Source organism: Konateibacter massiliensis, from assembly GCF_900184995.1.
Classification (GTDB): Bacteria; Bacillota; Clostridia; order Lachnospirales; family Lachnospiraceae; genus Lachnotalea; species Lachnotalea massiliensis.
This window is the reverse complement of the sequence record NZ_LT860099.1, coordinates 2,547,457-2,566,985: the sequence shown is the minus strand read 5'-3', so window position 1 is coordinate 2,566,985 and position 19,529 is coordinate 2,547,457. Positions and strand designations below refer to the sequence as shown.

14 protein-coding genes are annotated in these 19,529 nt (G+C 43.3%); 10 read left to right on the top strand and 4 right to left on the bottom strand.

Annotated elements, in window-relative coordinates; genetic code table 11:
• Positions 1 to 21 precede the first annotated feature (21 nt).
• Positions 22 to 1,422, bottom strand: coding sequence for an L-fucose/L-arabinose isomerase family protein (locus tag CTY48_RS17415; protein ID WP_099469719.1), 1,401 nt, complete (start codon positions 1,420 to 1,422; stop codon positions 22 to 24).
• A gap of 198 nt (positions 1,423 to 1,620) precedes the next feature.
• On the opposite strand from CTY48_RS17415, the gene CTY48_RS17410 reads away from it, so the two are divergent.
• The 4 genes from CTY48_RS17410 (at position 1,621) to rsgA (ending at position 5,054) form a co-directional block, all read left to right on the top strand.
• Complete coding sequence (locus CTY48_RS17410; RefSeq protein ID WP_099469718.1) at positions 1,621 to 2,634, top strand: LacI family DNA-binding transcriptional regulator; 1,014 nt, start codon at positions 1,621 to 1,623, stop codon at positions 2,632 to 2,634.
• Between the two features lie 228 nt (positions 2,635 to 2,862).
• Positions 2,863 to 3,117, top strand: a complete 255-nt coding sequence (locus CTY48_RS17405) for a hypothetical protein (RefSeq protein WP_099469717.1) — start codon at positions 2,863 to 2,865, stop codon at positions 3,115 to 3,117.
• 121 nt (positions 3,118 to 3,238) lie between these two features.
• Entirely contained in the window at positions 3,239 to 3,517 is a 279-nt protein-coding gene (locus CTY48_RS17400; RefSeq protein WP_099469716.1) for a CD3324 family protein, read from the top strand.
• A 235-nt stretch (positions 3,518 to 3,752) separates the two neighbouring features.
• Complete coding sequence (gene rsgA, locus CTY48_RS17395; protein ID WP_099469715.1) at positions 3,753 to 5,054, top strand: ribosome small subunit-dependent GTPase A; 1,302 nt, start codon at positions 3,753 to 3,755, stop codon at positions 5,052 to 5,054.
• A 66-nt stretch (positions 5,055 to 5,120) separates the two neighbouring features.
• On the opposite strand, the gene CTY48_RS17390 is transcribed toward rsgA, so the two are convergent.
• Positions 5,121 to 5,756, bottom strand: a complete 636-nt coding sequence (locus CTY48_RS17390; RefSeq protein WP_099469714.1) for a YesL family protein — start codon at positions 5,754 to 5,756, stop codon at positions 5,121 to 5,123.
• Positions 5,757 to 6,010: 254 nt separating this feature from the next.
• Here CTY48_RS17390 and CTY48_RS17385 point away from each other — a divergent pair, with 254 nt between their 5' ends.
• The 5 genes from CTY48_RS17385 (at position 6,011) to CTY48_RS17365 (ending at position 13,531) form a co-directional block, all read left to right on the top strand.
• A complete protein-coding gene (locus CTY48_RS17385) occupies positions 6,011 to 6,958 on the top strand; it encodes an ABC transporter permease (RefSeq protein ID WP_099469713.1) in 948 nt (315 codons plus the stop codon).
• Positions 6,959 to 6,971: 13 nt separating this feature from the next.
• Complete coding sequence (locus tag CTY48_RS17380) at positions 6,972 to 7,886, top strand: carbohydrate ABC transporter permease (protein WP_099469712.1); 915 nt, start codon at positions 6,972 to 6,974, stop codon at positions 7,884 to 7,886.
• 48 nt (positions 7,887 to 7,934) lie between these two features.
• Entirely contained in the window at positions 7,935 to 9,713 is a 1,779-nt protein-coding gene (locus CTY48_RS17375) for a type 2 periplasmic-binding domain-containing protein (RefSeq protein WP_099469711.1), read from the top strand.
• 266 nt (positions 9,714 to 9,979) lie between these two features.
• Positions 9,980 to 12,040, top strand: a complete 2,061-nt coding sequence (locus CTY48_RS17370) for a beta-galactosidase (protein WP_099469710.1) — start codon at positions 9,980 to 9,982, stop codon at positions 12,038 to 12,040.
• A 9-nt stretch (positions 12,041 to 12,049) separates the two neighbouring features.
• Positions 12,050 to 13,531 (top strand): alpha-L-fucosidase, encoded by a 1,482-nt coding sequence (locus tag CTY48_RS17365; RefSeq protein ID WP_099469709.1) that lies wholly within the window; start codon positions 12,050 to 12,052, stop codon positions 13,529 to 13,531.
• 90 nt (positions 13,532 to 13,621) lie between these two features.
• On the opposite strand, the gene CTY48_RS17360 is transcribed toward CTY48_RS17365, so the two are convergent.
• Complete coding sequence (locus CTY48_RS17360) at positions 13,622 to 15,172, bottom strand: response regulator transcription factor (protein ID WP_099469708.1); 1,551 nt, start codon at positions 15,170 to 15,172, stop codon at positions 13,622 to 13,624.
• Positions 15,169 to 16,986: a sensor histidine kinase gene (locus tag CTY48_RS17355; RefSeq protein WP_099469707.1), complete on the bottom strand. Its 1,818-nt coding sequence runs from the start codon at positions 16,984 to 16,986 to the stop codon at positions 15,169 to 15,171. The genes CTY48_RS17360 and CTY48_RS17355 overlap by 4 nt, the downstream gene beginning before the upstream one ends.
• Positions 16,987 to 17,194: 208 nt before the next feature.
• Between CTY48_RS17355 and yicI the strand changes: the two genes are divergently transcribed.
• Positions 17,195 to 19,525, top strand: coding sequence for an alpha-xylosidase (yicI, locus tag CTY48_RS17350; protein WP_099469706.1), 2,331 nt, complete (start codon positions 17,195 to 17,197; stop codon positions 19,523 to 19,525).
• The last annotated feature ends 4 nt before the right edge of the window (positions 19,526 to 19,529 follow it).

Below are 19,529 nucleotides of genomic sequence, written 5' to 3'. Positions count from 1 at the left end.
ATCGTTCCTTTCTTATTATAATCATTCACCGCGCAGATAGGCTTTTACCTCTTCCTCAACTGGGTCATACAAATCAGGTGTTACACCTATGTATTTACATGCTTCATAGAGCACTGGAACTACATCTTTGTGGATGCCGACGCAGTGGTGGATATACGGTCCCTCCACAATTTTTGCCTCGAGTCTCTTTATGTTGTCTACCTCAATCCATAGATAAGTACCCATTCCTTTTGGTCCGTCGATACCCTTTGCATTGCCGAGAAGCATGGAGTATTCTCCGTTATCGCCGTCAAAACGAACAAGTGAGATATCGCCGTGTCTTGCCTCTGCGGTGATGCTTCCCGGGTGGTCAAATGCGAGCGGATAGGTCAGCTTTGCTTTTTCCTTTGCAATGGAGATAGGCCACGGTCCGCAATGTTGCAACAATTCTCCGTTTTCCACGTCAGGATGGCGGATAGTCCAGTCAGCAAAAAAGCTCCTTGTCTCGCCCATTCCGGCAGCTTCCACCAAGAGTGAGGTAATCGCGCCGTGAATATCGGTCTCGCATACAACCGGAATACCCTCATCGTTAAGCAGGGAGTTGGCGGCGCATGGCATAATGCCAAGCTCGTTCTGCAACTGGTTCCAGCATTGGATTGCGATTGCCTTGCAGCCATATTTTACAGCGAGGTTTTTCATCGCTACCTTCAAAGCGGCAACCGTCTCAAGCTCGTTGTCCTTGATGCATATTTCCATGTTGTCACGGCAATACTGCACAACCTTTTGGACCTCTGTTGCTTCTTCCTTCGCTCGCCTTACCTCGTCTGTAAGCTCCGGCATCGGAATAGGTGCAAGCTGGATATTAAATTTTTCAAGCAGCTCCCCTTCGTTGCACATGGTAGTCCAAAAATCGAACGGTCTCGTTGAGATTTGCAAAATACGAATGCTTCGAAATGCTTTTACTACATTACAGACCGCCATAAAATCTCTCAGTCCTCTCTCAAATACAGGATCGTTTAAACGGCAGTTTGTCATATAGGTAAAAGGAATTCGAAATCTTCTCAAAACCTTACCTGTTGCAAAAAGTCCGCATTGTGTGTCACGCAGTCTGACACCATTTTCATCAGGTCTTTCATCAAGCGGTCCCCAAAGGAGAACCGGCACGTTTAGTTCCTTGGCAAGTCTTGCACATTCGTACTCCGTACCAAAGTTGCAATGGGGAATAAACAAACCGTCAATTTTTTCCTGTCTAAACTTTTCTGCAATTTTGTACATATCATCATCGTTATACAAAAGTCCCTCCTCGTTGATGTCCTTGATGTCCACAAAATCAACGCCCAGTTCCTCCAGCCGGTTTGCGGTTAAGTCCCTGTACTTAATTGCATCCGGTGCACTAAAGATACTTCTTCTTGTTGGGGCATATCCTAACTTAATCTTATCCATTTGCTTCTCCCTTCTGTTTTGGTAAAATTACCAAAACACACGATTTATTTGTCACTTTCTAGGCTAAGTTTATCTTTTTCAAAACTGAATAGCATTACATAATTAAGTAAAATTAACTTAATTATTAACTTAATTATTGCAAATCAAAAATATATCAGTCATAATAGAGTCAAATACAATTATTTTGGAGGAGCTGAGATGGGAATCACTGCGAAGGAGCTTGCGAAAAAGCTAAATCTATCCGCCGCCGCTGTGTCGATGGCGTTAAATAATAAACCGGGTGTCAGCACAAAGACAAGACAACTGGTATTTGACACTGCTGAAAAATATGGTTACGATTTTGGGCGCATTACGGAAAAGCAAAGCGTACCCGGTACAATTTATTTTGTTATATATAAAAAACACGGCACAATCGTGGGTGATACACCGTTCTTTTCCCAGGTATCCGATGGGGTTTCTCTTGGCTGTAAAAATGCCAATTACAAATTAAAGAGTATCTATATTTACGAGGATGACGACACATTGAAAAAGCAGATAGAGGATATTCAGTATTCGGACTGCTGCGGTATTATTTTGCTGGGGACAGAAATGACGGCTGAGGATTTGAAGCTGTTTGTGACACTTCCGATTCCGTTTGTCCTCTTGGACGCTTACTTTGAGACGGTGCCCTGTGATTGTGTTTTGATTAACAATGAACAGGGGGCTTATCTTGCGACAAGATACTTAATTCAAAAGTGCAAAAAGCAGCCGGGATACTTAAAATCTTCGTTTCAAATCAGCAATTTTTCGGACAGGGCATCCGGCTTTTACAAGGCAATCCGCTCCTCGGGCTTTTCTTCTTCCAAAAGCATTGTTCATGCGCTCTCTCCTTCTGTGGACGGGGCATATTCGGATATGCTGGAATTAATCCGTAATAAGGAGGAGCTTGCGGAGTGCTATTTTGCTGATAACGACCATATCGCCATCGGTGCCGTCAAGGCGCTGAAGGAAAATGGTTTTCGAATTCCGGAAGATATCTCCATTGTCGGTTTTGACAATCTTCCAAGCAGCACGGTGATAGAACCGTCCCTCACCACGATTCAGGTACCGAAGCAATATATGGGCGAGCTTGCAGTTGAGCGGCTTATCAAGCTTTTGGCTGAACCGGGTTTATCACCGGTCAAGACGGAGGTTTCCACGTCGCTTATTAAGCGAAATTCTGTGTGTCGGTAAAATTATAAAAAGGGCTTGAATTTTCTGAACAGACTTGTTATGATGAAAGAAATATAGGATAAAAGGAGGCGTTTTTGTGGCATCGGTTCGATAAAGTAATGAACAATAAATTTTAAGACTCTCATATTATGAGGGGCTATTTGTTGTACTTATTTTGCGAATGGATACACTTAGACTGCCGATAATTTTATTTGTGGGATAGAAGGCGCGTGGAGCGTACTTTCTGTTATGGTAGTGAAGATTCATGCTGTGATGTTGGAAGACATACAGGTTGATTCGGATGCTTTGTTTTGTATACTGATTCGCTGTAAGTACGCAGATAACTCTGATAGATGGAGCTATCTGCTTTTTTGTACCATAGGAAAGTTTTTTGAACTTCCTATGATACAAAAACTATTCATGCGCACGAATGCAAGAGGAAGGTGTCACTACGTGACTGCATTCGGCGCGACAAAGCTAATTAGAATGGAGGAATTTTTTTGAAGAATAATAATTATTGTGCGGTGGCTTATGCGTAGCAAAGGCGATGCATAACATCAAAATATTTGATAATTGTATAGCCTTTGCTCGATCTCTGGGATTAAAGATTGAAGGAGAGAGCATCATGAGCTATATTAAAGCAGCCGATGTGCTGCCACAGGAAGTAATCGAAATGATACAAAGCTATGTTGATGGTGAATATATTTATATACCGCGAAAGGAAACAAACCGTAAGGCTTGGGGCGAAAATACCGACAGCAAAGAGCTGATTTCATACAGGAATATGGATATTTACAGAAAATACAGAAGTGGAGCCTCTGTCGATGAGCTCTCTGAATTGTTTTATCTGTCTCCTAAAAGCATACAAAAAATCATTGCGAGATTAAAAATAGAATATAAATAAAAAAGGCAGGAGCACCGTGAAATTTATGGAGCTCCTGCTTTTTGTATCATAGAAAATTATTGATGCGCACGAATGCAAGAGAAAGATGTCACTACGTGACTGCATTCGGTGCGGCGCATACTCTTTTCTGAATTATCTGGTAGGTTGCCGCTTCGATACATAAAACCTATAATGATACTAAGGGATAGCAATATGCCCCGCATTATCTCGAATAAATCAGGAGGAAACAACAGATATGAAAAAGAAAGAAAAAAAGAATGACCGTTCAAATGCTGTAACCTTTCAGGCTACCATTATAAATATTATGAATAAGCAAGTTTTAGTGCAATCAGACAAGGAGGAGCTTCTCTGTATACTTCCGGGGTCTTTGGCGTCAGGCAAAAATGTGCTGGGTATCGGAGATTTGGTCGAGGTAAAAGAAATGGAGAATGAGCAATATAAGGTGAGTTGCGTTCTTCCGCGAAAGACCGAGATATACAGGGGAAACCGCCGCTCGCCCGGGGAGGATATTTTGATAGCTTCAAATGCACAGCTTCTTTTGGTACTTGTCACGGCAAACTATTTGCTTAATCAGGCAGGCTATTTGGAAGTGGCAATCATCGCCGCCAGACGTGCTGGAGTTGAGATTGGCGTGTTTGTAAGCAAATGGGATTTAATAGGAGAGAGCGCACAGGAGTTACTGCAAGATAAAATAAAGATTTATTTATCCTGTGTGGATTTTGTATTTACCGGTTCGGCATGTGAGCGTCAGGAGAATTTAATTGAGAAAGTCAAAGGAAAAGCAGTGCTTGTCATCGGAGACCGTGGCTGCGGAAAAACAAGCCTGATTAATCAGAGTATACAGGAACAATCCGAAATGAAGAAGCCTTATACCGCGCCTGCAAGCACTCATGCCGGCGTATTAAAACAGGGTTTTGATGGGACGGCTTGGATAGATACGCCGGGATTTCGCGATTTTGCTTTGCAGGCAGTAACTGCCGAGGAGAGGAATGAGGTATTTTCTGAGATTGCGGAACATTCCGGGAATTGTTATTTTAGAAATTGCACCCATGTCTATGAGGATGGCTGTCAGGTTTTGGAAGCGCTGCGGAAAAAGGAAATAAGAAGAGAGCGGTATGACGTATATCAAAGGATAAGTGATGCGAAAGAAGCACCTTGCCATGCGCCTAAAATTGACTATCGGCATACGGCGTGTCTGGAAAGCTTTACCTGTGAGGTGTGCGGCACCCTCGTTGTGCCCGAAGGAGCGGGAAGCAGACACCGCAATCACTGTCCGAAGTGCCTGTCCAGCATACATGTGGACAATGAGCCGGGTGACCGCGCCTCTTTGTGCAGAGGGACGATGGAACCGGTCAGTGTCTGGGCACGCAAAGGGGGAGAGTGGGCGCTTATCCACAGATGTAAATCTTGCGGAGCACTAAGCTCAAATCGCATTGCCGCGGATGATAACCCCGCACTTTTAATGTCCATTGCAGTGAAACCGCTTGCAGCGACGCCATTTCCGCTTGACAGGCTAGAGGAGATGTTTCAGAAGTGATATCAGTGTGGTTTTTTCTGCGAATTTCCTAAGATATAAAAAAGTGTGAGCTTTACTCACACTTTTTTATATCTTAGGAAACTCTTCTTCCTCATACTCGGCAAAAATTTGATTAAATAAAAAAGCCTTACAGTAAGCAAGAAAGGCAAATCCAAACAGCACCATAAAAAGCTTCATCGGCGGAAAAAACAGACAAAGTGAAAGGGTAAGGGCGTCAATCAAAAGCAACCATAAAGTCATTTTTTTATGGACAAGTGCCAGATAAAATGCATTTTTCAGGCTCTGGATTGTACCGTTTTCGAAACGGGCAAGCAAAGGAAAAATGTAAGTAAATACGAGTATATAGCAGATACATGCGACAATCAGAATGCCCACAATCACCATTGATAAAATACTTCCCATAGAAAACCAAAATGCCAGATTAAACAAAAGCACGGCACCTATTCCGAACAATGCTAGAAATGCCAGTGTTCCCGTCTTCCAATTGTTCTTAAATTCCCTCAGATAAGTTCGCACAAGATAACCATATTCTCCTTTTGCCTCCTTTAGTGTAACCTGATAGAGGGCGGTAAGTGCTACACCGGTCGTAATGACAGGGAGGCAGGTAATTAAAAAAATAATATTTAATGCAATAAAATTGCAGAGTGTATTGATAAAATCCATCACGGAACCCCGAAGACCGGGTTTTGTAAAAGTTTTCATGGTGTTTCCTCCTAATAAAAAGCATTTTTAGCCAACTGTCTTTCCTTCATCTTAGTATAGAGTGAGCGGGAGGCGCTACTGTAAAAATAAGCACTGAATTACATGAAAAAATAGTGTTTTTATATGAAAAAATAGAAAATCTCTAATTTGGTCTGGAAAAAAGTCTTTATTTTCAGGTATTTATTGGAAGATGCAAATGGTAAGATAGGAATACAGGCAGCAAAGATCTGGGTTTAAGGAGGTTGTTACATATTATGAAAGATGCAAATACTGCTGTGAAGCAGATGTCTTTTAAGAAAAAAAATAATTGGAGGAGCATCACCTATTTTTTATGGATTTTGCCCTTTATTATTTTGGTATTTTTATTTTCTTATTTTCCGCTGCACGGATGGATTTATTCCTTTTTTGATTATAAACCGCCTAGGAGTCTTGCGCAGAGCGAGTTTGTAGGGCTGCGATGGTTTAAGATGCTCTTTACAAACAAGACGCAGGTTGCACAACTTATGCAAGTAATGCAAAACACCTTTGCAATGAGTCTTCTTGGCATTCTGACCTCGTTTTTGCCGGTCGGCTTTGCAATTTTTTTAAATGAAATCAAGTGTAAAAAGTTTAAGACATTTGTTCAAACCTTTACAACACTTCCGAACTTCATAAGCTGGGTACTTATCTACTCGGTGGCGTTCAGCCTTTTTTCTTCCAGCGGTATGGTAAACACCATATTGCAGAACTGGGGAATGATAGCAGAGCCGATTAAATTTTTGGACAGCGACTCACACACCTATTTGTGGATGATGATGTGGAACGTTTGGAAAAATCTTGGCTGGGGGGCTATCATCTACCTTGCCTCAATTGCGAGCATTGATCAGGAGCAGTATGAGGCGGCAAGCATTGACGGCGCAAACCGTTTTCAGCTTATGAGGCATATCACGATGCCGGCGCTTTTGCCTACCTTCTTTATTATGCTGATGTTGAGTATTGCAAACTTTTTGAACAACGGACTGGATCAGTATTATGTATTCCAGAACTCCTTTAATAAACAACATATTCAGGTGCTGGATTTGTATGTATATAATATCGGTATGACAGGAAGCAGCTACTCGCTTGCAACGGCAATCAGCATGCTGAAAAGTATCGTGAGTATTGCTTTGCTTACACTGGTAAATGTTGTGTCCAAAAAGGTTCGTGGTGAGTCCATTATTTAGGAAGGTGAGGAAGATGAAAAATTTAAGACGAAAACGGCAGAGCAGCAGTGACGTGACTTTTAATATTGTCAATTATCTTCTGTTTGGAATTTTTACGATAATTTGTATTTACCCGTTTTACTATCTGGTTATCAACACAATCAGCGCCAACAATTTGAGCGCAAGCGGGGCAATCAATCTGTTACCGAAGGAAATTCATTTTGAAAATTATAAAAAGCTGGTAGAATTAAAAGGGCTTGGACCGGCGGCACTTGTTTCGCTGGCAAAGATGACAATTGGTACACTTTTGACGGTAATCGGTTCTGCTTTTCTGGGGTTTATGTTTACACAGGAGAGGATGTGGAAAAGAAAGTTCTGGTATCGCTTTGTCGTTATCACGATGTATTTTAACGCAGGATTAATTCCATTGTTTATCACAATGAAAAATCTACATTTGACAAATACTTTCTGGGTGTATGTAATACCGACGATTGTACAGCCGTTTAACATTATTTTAGTAAAAACCTATGTGGAATCTTTACCGAAGGCATTGCAGGAGGCAGCAGAAATTGACGGTGCAGGAATTTTTAAAGTATTTTACAAAATTGTACTGCCGACATGTACGCCGATCTTGGCAACAGTGGCTATTTTTTCGGCGGTAAATCAGTGGAACAGCTATCAGGATACGCTGATTTACATCACAGACCAAAAGCTGTATTCGTTACAATATTTGCTCTATACATACATCAATCAGGCAAATTCACTGGCATCTATGATGAAAAACAGCTCGGGAGGAATGCTTAGCTCCTCTGTGGTTGCCACCCAGCAGACCGGAACGTCCATACGAATGACGGTATCTGTCATCGTGGTGCTGCCGATTTTATGTATCTATCCGATGTTCCAGAGATTTTTTGTAAAGGGAATCATGATTGGATCAGTAAAAGGTTAAAAAGCGGGTTTTATTGCTTCTAACAATATAATAAATGGAGGGTAAGAAATGAAGAAAAAGGTTATAAGTTTACTATTATGTACCACGCTGGTGGTGACAAGCCTGGCAGGATGCGGGGGAACAACGCCAAGCTCAGCGGAGACCGCGCAGGAGGAAACAGCCTCGGACTCAGGGAACAGCAAATACAAGGAGTTTATTACCGTTGACGTATTTGACGAGCTGGCAAACTATCAAGGAATACAAAGCGGTTGGTTTGCTAAAGTAGTAAAGGATAAGTTTAACATGGAGCTAAATATTATCGCGAGAAACGTTGCAGGCGGAGGAGAAACACTTTACCAGACCCGCTCGGCAGCGGGTGATTTGGGTGAGCTGATTGTTCTTGACAATTCAAACGGAAAGCTGAACGATTTGATTACATCAGGGCTTGTTATGGACTGCACCGACCTTATGAAGGATAAGGATCTTATGAAAAATTACAGCAGTGCAATTGAGAAAATGAATACAGGCTTGAGCCAAGAAGGAATTTGGGCATTTCCGAATTCTATTTCCTCAGAGGCAGCCACAGAGCCAAGTGAAGGATTGGAGCCGACCTTCGGACCGTATATACGCTGGGATTACTATGCACAGCTCGGATATCCGCAGATGGCTACCTTGGATGATTTCCTTGATGTGTTGGAGGATATGCAGGAGCTTGCCAGAGCGAAGGAAGGCAACGATAAGATTTACGCGATTTCCTTGTTTAAGGATTGGGATGACAACATGATGAACAATGCAAAGCAGTTTGCTTGCCTATACGGCTATGACGAAATCGGCTTTGTGCTGGCAAAGGCAGACGGTTCTGACTATTCGAGCATCATCGACACGGATTCAATCTACACAAAGGTTTTAAAATTCTTATATGAAGCAAATAAGAGGGGATTGGTTGACCCTGACTCAACAACTCAGAATTATGATACATTGCAAAATAAATATCAAAAGGGTACCGTATTATATTGCCCATGGCCTTGGCTGGCACAAAACCAGTTTAACACACAGGAAAATAAGGCAGCAGGAAAAGGCTATATGATGGCTACTATTGATGATATGCAAATATTCTCTTACGGCAATTGCCCGGAAGGAAACTCACAGAGAGTCATTGCAATCGGAAGTACTGCAAAGGATCCGGAGAGACTGGCAGACTTTATTGACTGGCTGTACTCAGCAGAAGGAATGGAATTAAACGGTCAGGCAAACGGTGCGGCAGGTATAGAAGGCTTGACTTGGGAAAAGAATGCAGACGGAAAAGCGACCTTGACCGAGTACGGAAAAACAGCACTTCCTTCCAATGAAGTGGCAGTTCCGGAGGAATACGGCGGAGGAAACTGGAAGGATGGTGTTTCAACATTGAACTTTAAGCCGGTGAATCTTGGAGATATCGACCCGAATACCGGAGAGCCATATGACTGGCAGCTATGGGAAACTACGATTGCAGACAGCGTAACCCCGTTAACGGAGGATTGGAGTGGACAGACAAAGGCGTCCACGACAATGGAATATTTGCAGAACAACAATCTGATTATTGTTGCGCCGGGCTCGAGCTATGCCACACCTGAGGCAGATTCCAATATTACAACAATACGCGGACAATGTAAGGCGGTTATCGTTGAGAATGCTTGGAAAATGATTTTTGCCAATGATGACAGCGAATTTGCTTCCTACTTAGAGACGATGCAGACAACGGCAAATGGACTTGGCTATGCTGAAGTGTTAGCGGTAGATATGCAGAACGCACAGGATCAAAATGTGGCAAGAGTGGCATCTGCCGAGGCCTATCCTTCGCAGAAATAGCGAGGAAGGCATCTGAGTGCCGACTTTCCTGTCAAAGAATACCCTTTGTTGCTGCGCTTGCAGCGATAAAGGGTATTTGTATAACATAGGAATTTTCCTATGTTATACAAATATTTATGCGCACGAATGCAAGAGGTAAATGTCACTGCGTGACTGCATTCGGCGCGAAAAAGCAGCCAAATCTCTCATGAGTAAGGGAGCTGGGGAGTTAATGCGGATTTGTCCGCTTTTTACATGAGCAAAAATTAAAATAGAGAGGGCAAAGCATGAAGTACAGTGACAAGGTATCAAAAATAGTATATGGCGGTGATTATAATCCGGAGCAGTGGACAGAGGACATCTGGGAGGAGGATATGCGGCTGCTGAAGCTGGCTGGCATTGATATACTGACTCTGAATGTATTTAACTGGGCGACGCTGCAGCCAAGCGAGGAGGAGTATCGCTTTGATAAGTTGGATAAGATTATGGATCTGGTCAGGGAGCATGGCTTTTTTGTCTGCCTTGCCACCTCGACAGGTGCGCATCCGGCATGGATGGCGAGAAAGTATCCTGATATTTTGCGGGTGGAATTTAACGGAATGAAGAGAAAGTTCGGCGGACGGCACAACTCCTGCCCAAACAGTCCTACTTATCAAAAATATTCTGTGGAGCTTGCGAGACGTCTGGCAGAGAGGTATCAGAGCTATGAAAATATTGTTGCATGGCATGTCTCAAATGAATTTGGGGGAGAATGCTACTGCGAAAACTGTGAAAAGGCATTCAGGCTTTGGCTGAAAGAAAAATACGGGACCCTTGAGGAACTAAACCGTGCATGGAATACAACCTTCTGGGGACATACCTTCTATGATTGGGAGGAAATTGTACTGCCGAATCTTTTGAGTGAGCATTTTGAGCACGACAGAACGCAGTTTCAGGGAATTTCCCTGGATTACAGACGATTTAACTCGGAGAGCCTTCGAAAAAACTTTCAGGCGGAGTATGAGGTAATCAAGAAGGTTACACCGCATATTCCGATTACGACTAATTTTATGGGCAGCTATAAGCCGCTGGACTACAAGGATTGGGCAAACTATCTTGATTTTATATCATGGGATAATTACCCTGCAAATGAGGACAGTCCGGCGCAGATTGCATTTCAGCATGATTTAATGCGAGGCATCAAGGGCGGAAAACCGTTTGTGCTGATGGAGCAGACTCCGAGCGTTTCAAACTGGCTTTCCTACAATGCGCTCAAGCGTCCGAATGTGATGCGACTTTTGAGCTATCAAGCGGTGGCACACGGAGCGGACGGCGTGATGTTTTTCCAGATGAGACGCTCCGTCGGTGCCTGCGAGAAGCTGCACGGAGCCGTTATCGATCATGCCGGGCATAAAAATACCCGCGTATACCGAGAGGTACAAGCGCTTGGGGAAGAGTTGAAAGGTATTGGAGAAAATACACTTGGAGCCACGGCGAAAAACAGTGTTGCCCTCTATTTTGACTGGGATAACTGGTGGGCAATCGAGTATTCCGCAGGACCAAGCCGTGAGCTGAAATATAAAGACGAGGTAATGAATTATTATGAAGCATTACACCGTCAAAATATTCCGGTGGATATCATCGGACCGGAGGATGAGCTTACGCCATACAAGATAGTCATTGCACCGACTTTGTATATGACAAAAAACGGATATGAGGAGAAGTTGAAACGTTTTGTTGAGGCAGGTGGAACCTTTGTCACAACTTTTTTCAGTGGAATTGTGGAGAAGCATGATTTAGTTGTCACCGGCGGATATCCGGGGCCGCTTCGCGAGCTTCTTGGAATCTGGGTAGAGGAATCGGATGCTCTCCCTCCTGATATGGAAAATGAGTTTATCTACGAGGGTGAGGCGTATCCTGCAAAATTACTCTGCGATATCAGTCATTTGGAGGGGGCAGGTGCACTCGCAGTCTATGAGAAGGATTTTTATAAGGGAACACCGGCGCTCACGGCTCATTCCTATGGAAGGGGCAGGGCATATTATGTGGGAACTCGCTCGAGCGAGGAATTTTACACGAACTTTCTGAAAAAGCTCTGTGAGGAGCAGGGGATTAAACCACTTGCTGCGCCTGTAGCGAATGTTGAGGTAACAAAGCGGATAAATGAAATGGGAAGTTTTTTGTTTTTCTTAAATCATGCCGGTGAAAGCAGGGAAATATGCATGGAGCAGGACGGTGTGGAGCTGCTTACCAACCGTGCAGTTACAAAGGGAGAGCGCATCACTATGCAGGCAAAGGACGTCAGGATAATAAAATTAGAAAGAAAGGACAATGTGCAAACGCAGGCAAGCATGCGCTTGAAAGATTAGGTATAAAAAATGGATAAGCAAAAAGAGCAGTACTATAAAAGTGAGATTGAAAGAGTTATAGAAAAAGGACCGTTTCATGCAGACTGGAGTTCACTTACCCAAATGGCACCTCCTGCATGGTTTGCAAAAGGTAAATTCGGAATTTTTATCCACTGGGGGCTTTACAGCATTCCAGCTCATGCAAACGAGTGGTATTCGAGAAACATGTATATACAGGAGAAGGAAGAGTGGGAATACCACAGAAAGACATTTGGCGAGCAGAAAGAGTTTGGCTATAAGGATTTTATACCGATGTTTCAGGCGGAAAAGTTTGATCCTGATGAGTGGGCGAAGCTATTTCGGGAAGCGGGGGCAAAATACGTGTTTCCGGTGGCAGAACACCATGACGGGTTTCAGATGTATCAAAGTGAGCTGTCCAAGTTCAATGCTTATGAGATGGGACCGAAGCGGGATATACTCGGCGAGCTGAAGGAGAGCATTGAGAAGGAAAACATGATGTTTTGCACTTCCTCTCATCGCGCGGAGCATTGGTTTTTCATGGGGCATGGCAAGGAGTTTGGCAGTGATATCGAGGAGCCTATGAAGCGGGGAGATTTTTACTGGCCTGCCATGCCGGAGCCGGACAATCAGGATCTGCAAAGTGAGCCTTATCCTTCTGAGGAATTTCTGGATGACTGGCTGTTGCGAACCTGCGAGATTATAGACCGCTATAAGCCGTCTCTGCTGTATTTTGACTGGTGGATACAGCATGAGGCATTTAAGGAGTCACTGAAAAAGCTGGCGTCATATTACTACAACAGAGGAAAAGAGTGGAATCAGGAAGTCGCAATCTGCTATAAGCATGACGCGATGATGTTTGGCAGCGGAATTGTGGAGGTGGAGCGCGGAAAGCTTTCCGAGGCAAAGCCTTACCTTTGGCAGACAGACACGGCAATTGCAAATAATTCGTGGTGTTACACCGATACATTGGAGTACAAAACAAGCCGCCAGATTATTCGGAATTTCGTGGATATCATAAGTAAGAATGGAAATATGCTCCTAAATGTAGGGCCAAAGGCGGACGGTACAATTCCTGAAGACGACAAAAAGATACTAAAGGAAATCGGTGCGTGGATGCACCAAAATGCGGAGGCGATATATGGGAGCAGACCGTGGAGAAAATCCGAAGAAGGAACAACAAAAGAGCAACAGGGGCAGTTCACCGACCAGCAGGAGGTCGAATACACAAAGGAAGACATTCGCTTTACTGCGAGGGGAGACTGCATTTATGCCTTTGTCATGAAGTACCCCGAGGACGGAAAAGTCACAATTCGCTCACTGGCAAATTCAAAGGACCAGAATGTGCCCGAGTTTCACGGGTTGATAAAGTCGGTCAGTGTGCTGGGATATGATGAGAAGCCTGTTTATCATAAGGATCATGAGGGTCTTCATATTCAGACTGGTACGGTAAACAGCAATTTGCCGGTGGTCGTTCGGGTGCAGATTTGCTGAGCCCGATTATTATGTGAGCGTGATTTATAAATAAAAGGGAAGAAATCCTGTTGCGTTGGGTTTCTTCCCTTATTTTATATGATAGGAAATTTATTCGAATTCCCCATGAAATGTCTTGCGATACTCCAGAGGACTCATCCCCACATACTTTTTAAACTTCTTGTGGAAATAATCCACATTCTTATACCCAATCTGTTCTGCGATGGTATATACCTTCAAATCGTCCAGCTTCAACAGTTTCTTTGCCTCATCAATCCGTATCTGGTCAACATAAGAATTAAAATTCACACCCAGCTTTTTGCTAAAAATTTTTCCAAGATAGGAGCTGTTATAGCCAAACAGCGGAGCGATAGATTCCAGTTTAATATTTTCTTGATAATTATTCTTAATGTAGTAAAGCACTTCATCCAGCACATTTTCTCCTGATGAATATCCCACGCTGTGCGTCCACAAATCAAACTGTTCCGCCAAAAATGTGATAATCTCATATAGATAATATTTTCTGTCAAGCAGATCGATGACCGATGCGTTTGCCATAAACGGAATATCGACATTGCGGTAAATCTGCATAATCTTTTGCTTTACCAGAATATAAATATCAATCAAAACGTGCTTGATAGCAGGGATGTTGGAGCTTGTACACGTCAGCTCTGCCGTGAGCTGCTTTAACAGCACGGTAATCAAAGTATGGTTATTAGACTGTATGTAGTTGGAAAACTGCTCTGCGTAGTCCTCAGCCATCGTATTTTTGATGTCATCCAGAATATTTTCAGCGGCTATCAGCTCCTCATATCCCACGATATGCTGGTTTTCCTGACAGAAAAAACGCCGTTTGGTCAGCTCATAAACATCGTGATAGGAGTGGTGGATATCCCGTATCCGAGATACCTTCTGCCCATAAATCAAAAAGATGGAATCAAGAGGCGAGCCTTTTTGCGGTGCAACCCGATAGTGACGCAGCATATTCATAAACTTGGATATCGCATAGTCCCCCTTCAAAAGAACGACGTTTTGCTGATCTAGCTCAATAATATCAAAGGAGTTATTATCCTGATTGGTGACACGGATTAAATCAGCAAAATTCCATGTAGTATGAAAATAGTCCTGATTGTAATTTTCATAGGCGACAACCTGATATACATTTGCATTCAGATGAAGGTCGTCTAGGTCCAAGGAGTAGTAGTCACATGTGTTTTGAAGAAGGTCCTTCAGAATCTCTTGCTTTGCCTTTGTCCGATATTGGGAATAGGAGGACTGCTTCTTCGTTTCCTGTGAGATAAGCTCCGCAACAGAATGGACTGCCTGCTCAAGCTCATCTTCATCAATAGGCTTTGTCAAATAAAAATTGACACCGTGGCGCATAGCAGTCTGTGCAAGCTTAAAATCGGAAACACCGCTCAATATAATAAATTTCCCGGTGAAGCCGCGAGCCACCGCCTGCTGTACGACTTCAATGCCGGAGAGCTTTGGCATTCTGATATCAAGCAAAACTAAATCAGGCTTCAAAGCCAGTATTTTATCCAGAGCCTCTGCGCCGTCCATCGATGTATCACATATGGAAAAGCCAAGGCTGCCCCAATCAATGATATATTTTAAACCATTCAGAACAATTCTTTCGTCATCAGCAATCAATACATTCATAAGTCTTCCTCCAATAAATTATGCAAAGGGATTTTAAGTGTAACGAGGGTACCAAAATGTTCCTTACTCTTAATAAAAAGCCCATATTTTACACCGTAAAACAGTTTAATGCGGTTGTTGATGTTGTAAAGCCCGATACCATGCTCTTCATCCGTAGGAGGGGCGTTCAGACTGTTTTTGATATCTTTAAGTCTCTCCTTTGACATTCCCATTCCGTTATCAAAAACATCTGCGATAAGCAGCTCGTTGCTAACATTTCGAATACGAATAATGATATGTCCCTTTCTTCCGGTAGGTTCAATACCGTGGGAAATTGCATTTTCTACAATAGGTTGCAACAGCAGAGGAAGTATCTGGTAGCTATCTGGGTCGATGTTGTCATCGATACTCAAACTGTAATTCAGCCTTGCTTCAAAGCGAAGAAGCTGTATGGAAAGATAGGTTGTGGTGTAGTCGATTTCCTTTGCAAGTGTGGTGGAGCTTGTTTTTGTATTGTTTAACACATACCGCATGGATTTGCCAAGCAGCTTAATTGCCGTGGCAACCTCCTTGTTTCCGTCTGAAAACGCCTTCATTCGTATGGTTTCCAGTGTATTGTAGAGGAAATGCGGGTTAATCTGGTTGATTAGGAGCTTTAACTCCATTTGCTGCTGCTGGTTGGAGAAATTTTGCTCGCGTATTTGCGCCATGTAGATTTCTCCCTCCGCTTTTTTTATTTTTTCCACCATTGTTTTTAAATCTGTAAAAGCCTCAGACAGCTCGTCGTCACCCTGGACTGAATCAACAATTTCATAATCATTGTTGCTCACCTTATGCATGGCGAGGCGGAGTGTCTGAATACGGGTACTGAAATATTTGGTAAATAAAATAAAAATCAGGGCAGGGATGAAAACGGCAAAGAGCAGTACAAGCAAAAACGCATAGGTGGTTCGCCATATATACGGCAGTGCGTTCATATTTGCCGAAAGGATATAAATTGTGTCATTGGTCCGGTAAGCTTCTAGGCTTACAACTGAAGTTAGGGCGTTAGAACCTTCTATTTTCATCGCTCTCGTCTCACTGTAATAGGGGGCAGCATAATCGATACTCGCGGGAAATTCGCCGCCCTCGTAGCTTCTCACCGTGCTGTAAAAGACGGGGTCCTCGTTTACGGCAATGTAAACACGGGAGTCGCCATCCTTAATCAGACTTCGAAGATGGTTGTTGGAAACCGTCATCACGAGTATGGCATTGGTATCGGCTTTAGGAAGATAAATGTGGCAGTAATAGGATAGCTCCCAGTACGAATTTCCGAGTTTGTCCTTTCTGAGACTGCTTTTCCAAAAGTTGCCCGATGTCGAGGATGCCTTTAAATACCAGTCTGTTGCGCGCACCGCATCATCAATTGGATAAAAAAATTGTTGGTCCGACTGGGAGCGAAGCAACTCAGGGGGCATATAAAGCTTAAGAGTTGACAGGGAGGCATTTGCCGCCAAAAGTTCCTGAAAACGGGTGTATTGATTGTATGCAGTTAAAACCTCTTCATCGGATTGATAGTCTGCGCTCAGAAGGTCTTTCAGTGCTTCATCTTCCGCCAGTGTCTCATAAATGTCGTAGAGGGGAAGCATGGTTGTCAGCACAATAGAGCGCACCCGTATCGCGTCCGATTCAACGAGATATTGATAGCTTTGCATAAGCTGTCTGTTAGAGAAAAAGAACATAATACTTCCGACCAAGAAAATCGGTATCATAATAACAAAAACGAAAATCGTAAGTAATTGCCGTCTTACGTTTTGCTTTGAAAAAAAGTTTATATAAAATTTCCACAAATGCATATGTAATCCCGCTCTTTTCGTATAGTATGTTTAAAAATTCTGTTTTAGAACCCACTTTCCTTATTATAATCTATAAAAAGGTTGGGGGCAAATGAAATATGTGTAGTATTTTTATTCCAAAAAGTGCGGTATTCACCCACAAGGAAATCCCATATAATGGGGATAACAAAAATACTGTTAGAAACACAATATAAATGGAGGAAAAAGGATGAAATTTCAAAATGGTTGCTGGCTGTTTAAAGAAGGCTACGAGTGCTTTTCTCCGCAGCATGTATATGAGATAAGAAAAGAGGAGAAGCAAGTTGTACTATGCGCACCGACGTCAAGAATCCAGCATAAGGGAGATACCTTGGGGGGAATCAATCTGACGATAAAAATTACGGCTCCGATGCCGGAGATTATCCGGGTACAGACCTTCCACCACATGGGCGTGCAAAATAAGGGACCGGAATTTGAGCTGGATTTGTCACAGCCGCAAAGTCTGGAAACGAAAGAAGAAGACAATATACTGACAGTAAAAAGCGGAAATTTAAGCCTCCTTATTGATTTGGAAAATTGGTCGATGCGTTATGAGAGAGGAAGCAAGCTTTTGACGAAGAGTGGGTGGCGGGATCTGGCATATATAAAGGAGGACTGGAAGGGCTTTGCCTATGACAAGGGCAAAGACAATGCGTATATGCGTCAGCAGCTTGGGCTATCGGTGGGCGAGCTGATTTACGGATTAGGCGAGAGATTTACTCCTTTTGTGAAAAACGGCCAGTCTGTCAGCATATGGAACGAGGATGGGGGAACAAGCACGGAGCAGTCTTATAAAAATATTCCTTTTTACTTGTCAAACAGAGGGTATGGAGTATTTGTAAACCATCCGGAGCTGGTTGAATTTGAGGTTGCAACAGAGCAGGTGGCAAAGGTGGAATTCAGTGTTGCCGGGGAAAGTCTCGACTATTTTGTCATAGACGGTCCGAGCATGAAAGAGGTGCTGAAACGCTACACCAGCCTCACTGGAAAACCGTCACTTCCGGCGCAATGGACATTCGGTTTGTGGCTTTCTACTTCCTTCACGACAGATTATGATGAGAAAACAGTGATGAGCTTTATTGACGGCATGTTAGAGAGAGACATTCCGCTCAGCGTATTTCATTTTGATTGCTGCTGGATGAGAGAATTTCATTGGACAGATTTTATCTGGGATGAGAGGGTATTTCCTGACCCGAAGGGAATGTTAAGGAGAATCAAGGAAAAGGGCATTAAAATATGTGTATGGATTAACTCCTATATCGGGCAGGAATCTGCGTTGTTTGCAGAAGGAATGGAAAAAGGATATTTCCTAAAACGTGCAAACGGTGATGTGTGGCAATGGGATATGTGGCAGCCGGGGCTTGCAATCGTGGACTTTACAAACCCGGAAGCCTGCAGATGGTATCAGGATAAGCTGGAAATGCTGCTCGATATGGGAGTAGATTGCTTTAAGACGGATTTCGGCGAGAGAATTCCGGTTGATGCGGTTTACCATAATGGAGCAGACCCGGTTAAAATGCATAACTACTACACCTACCTATATAATAAGGCGGTTTATGAGGTATTAGAAAAAAAGCGAGGAAAAGAGGAAGCTGTTTTATTTGCGCGCTCCGCAACTGTTGGCGGACAGAAATTTCCGGTGCATTGGGGAGGGGACTGCTGGTCAGATTACGAGTCGATGGAGGAAAGCCTCAGGGGCGGTCTTTCACTTACAAGCAGCGGATTTGGCTTTTGGAGTCATGACATCGGAGGCTTTGAAAGCAAGTCTACACCTGACGTTTACAAGCGGTGGGCGGCATTTGGGCTTTTATCGACACACAGCCGTCTCCACGGAAGCACCTCCTACCGTGTTCCTTGGGCGTATGATGAGGAAGCAGTGGATGTAGTCCGCTTCTTTACCAAATTAAAGTTAAAGCTACTCCCTTATTTCTACAGTCAGGCAGTGTACACAGCAGAGACGGGAATACCGATGATGCGAAGCATGGCGCTGGAATTTGACAAAGACAGGAACTGTCAGTATTTGGATAAGCAATATATGCTCGGAGACAGCCTGCTTGCAGCACCTATTTTCAATGAAAACGGAATTGCAGAATATTATCTGCCAAAGGGCTCGTGGACGAATTATCTGACAGGAGAAAAAGCAGAGGGAGGCACATGGAGAAAGGAATCCCATGGCTATCTGTCCGTCCCGCTCTGGGTACGGGAAAACAGCATTATTCCGATTGGTTTTCGGACACCGGACGTGAATTACTCATTTGACAATAATCTAGAACTTCAGGTATTTGAGCTAAAAGACAAGGCAGAAGTGACAGTATATCAAAACCAAAAAAAACTAACAAAGGTATCATTGGCAAAAAATAAGAATGAAATTGTATGCACCTTAGACAGAACATCAGAGCTGACGCTTCGGTTTATCAACTGCACGCTCAGTTTTGTAAAAGGCGGACAGATGAAAATAGAGGGAAGAGACACCCTTGTTATGACAAAAAAGGGAGAAACACAAATTATAGCAAAGTGTTAGGAGA

Coding starts and splice junctions, on each gene's coding strand:
- CTY48_RS17410 (WP_099469718.1), top strand. CDS start 1,621: ATGGGAATCACTGCGAAGGAGCTTGCGAAAAAGCTAAATCTATCCGCC.
- CTY48_RS17360 (WP_099469708.1), bottom strand. CDS start 15,172: ATGAATGTATTGATTGCTGATGACGAAAGAATTGTTCTGAATGGTTTA.
- rsgA (WP_099469715.1), top strand. CDS start 3,753: ATGAAAAAGAAAGAAAAAAAGAATGACCGTTCAAATGCTGTAACCTTT.
- CTY48_RS17365 (WP_099469709.1), top strand. CDS start 12,050: ATGGATAAGCAAAAAGAGCAGTACTATAAAAGTGAGATTGAAAGAGTT.
- CTY48_RS17380 (WP_099469712.1), top strand. CDS start 6,972: ATGAAAAATTTAAGACGAAAACGGCAGAGCAGCAGTGACGTGACTTTT.
- CTY48_RS17385 (WP_099469713.1), top strand. CDS start 6,011: ATGAAAGATGCAAATACTGCTGTGAAGCAGATGTCTTTTAAGAAAAAA.
- CTY48_RS17370 (WP_099469710.1), top strand. CDS start 9,980: ATGAAGTACAGTGACAAGGTATCAAAAATAGTATATGGCGGTGATTAT.
- CTY48_RS17355 (WP_099469707.1), bottom strand. CDS start 16,986: ATGCATTTGTGGAAATTTTATATAAACTTTTTTTCAAAGCAAAACGTA.
- CTY48_RS17415 (WP_099469719.1), bottom strand. CDS start 1,422: ATGGATAAGATTAAGTTAGGATATGCCCCAACAAGAAGAAGTATCTTT.
- CTY48_RS17405 (WP_099469717.1), top strand. CDS start 2,863: ATGGTAGTGAAGATTCATGCTGTGATGTTGGAAGACATACAGGTTGAT.
- CTY48_RS17390 (WP_099469714.1), bottom strand. CDS start 5,756: ATGAAAACTTTTACAAAACCCGGTCTTCGGGGTTCCGTGATGGATTTT.
- CTY48_RS17400 (WP_099469716.1), top strand. CDS start 3,239: ATGAGCTATATTAAAGCAGCCGATGTGCTGCCACAGGAAGTAATCGAA.
- yicI (WP_099469706.1), top strand. CDS start 17,195: ATGAAATTTCAAAATGGTTGCTGGCTGTTTAAAGAAGGCTACGAGTGC.
- CTY48_RS17375 (WP_099469711.1), top strand. CDS start 7,935: ATGAAGAAAAAGGTTATAAGTTTACTATTATGTACCACGCTGGTGGTG.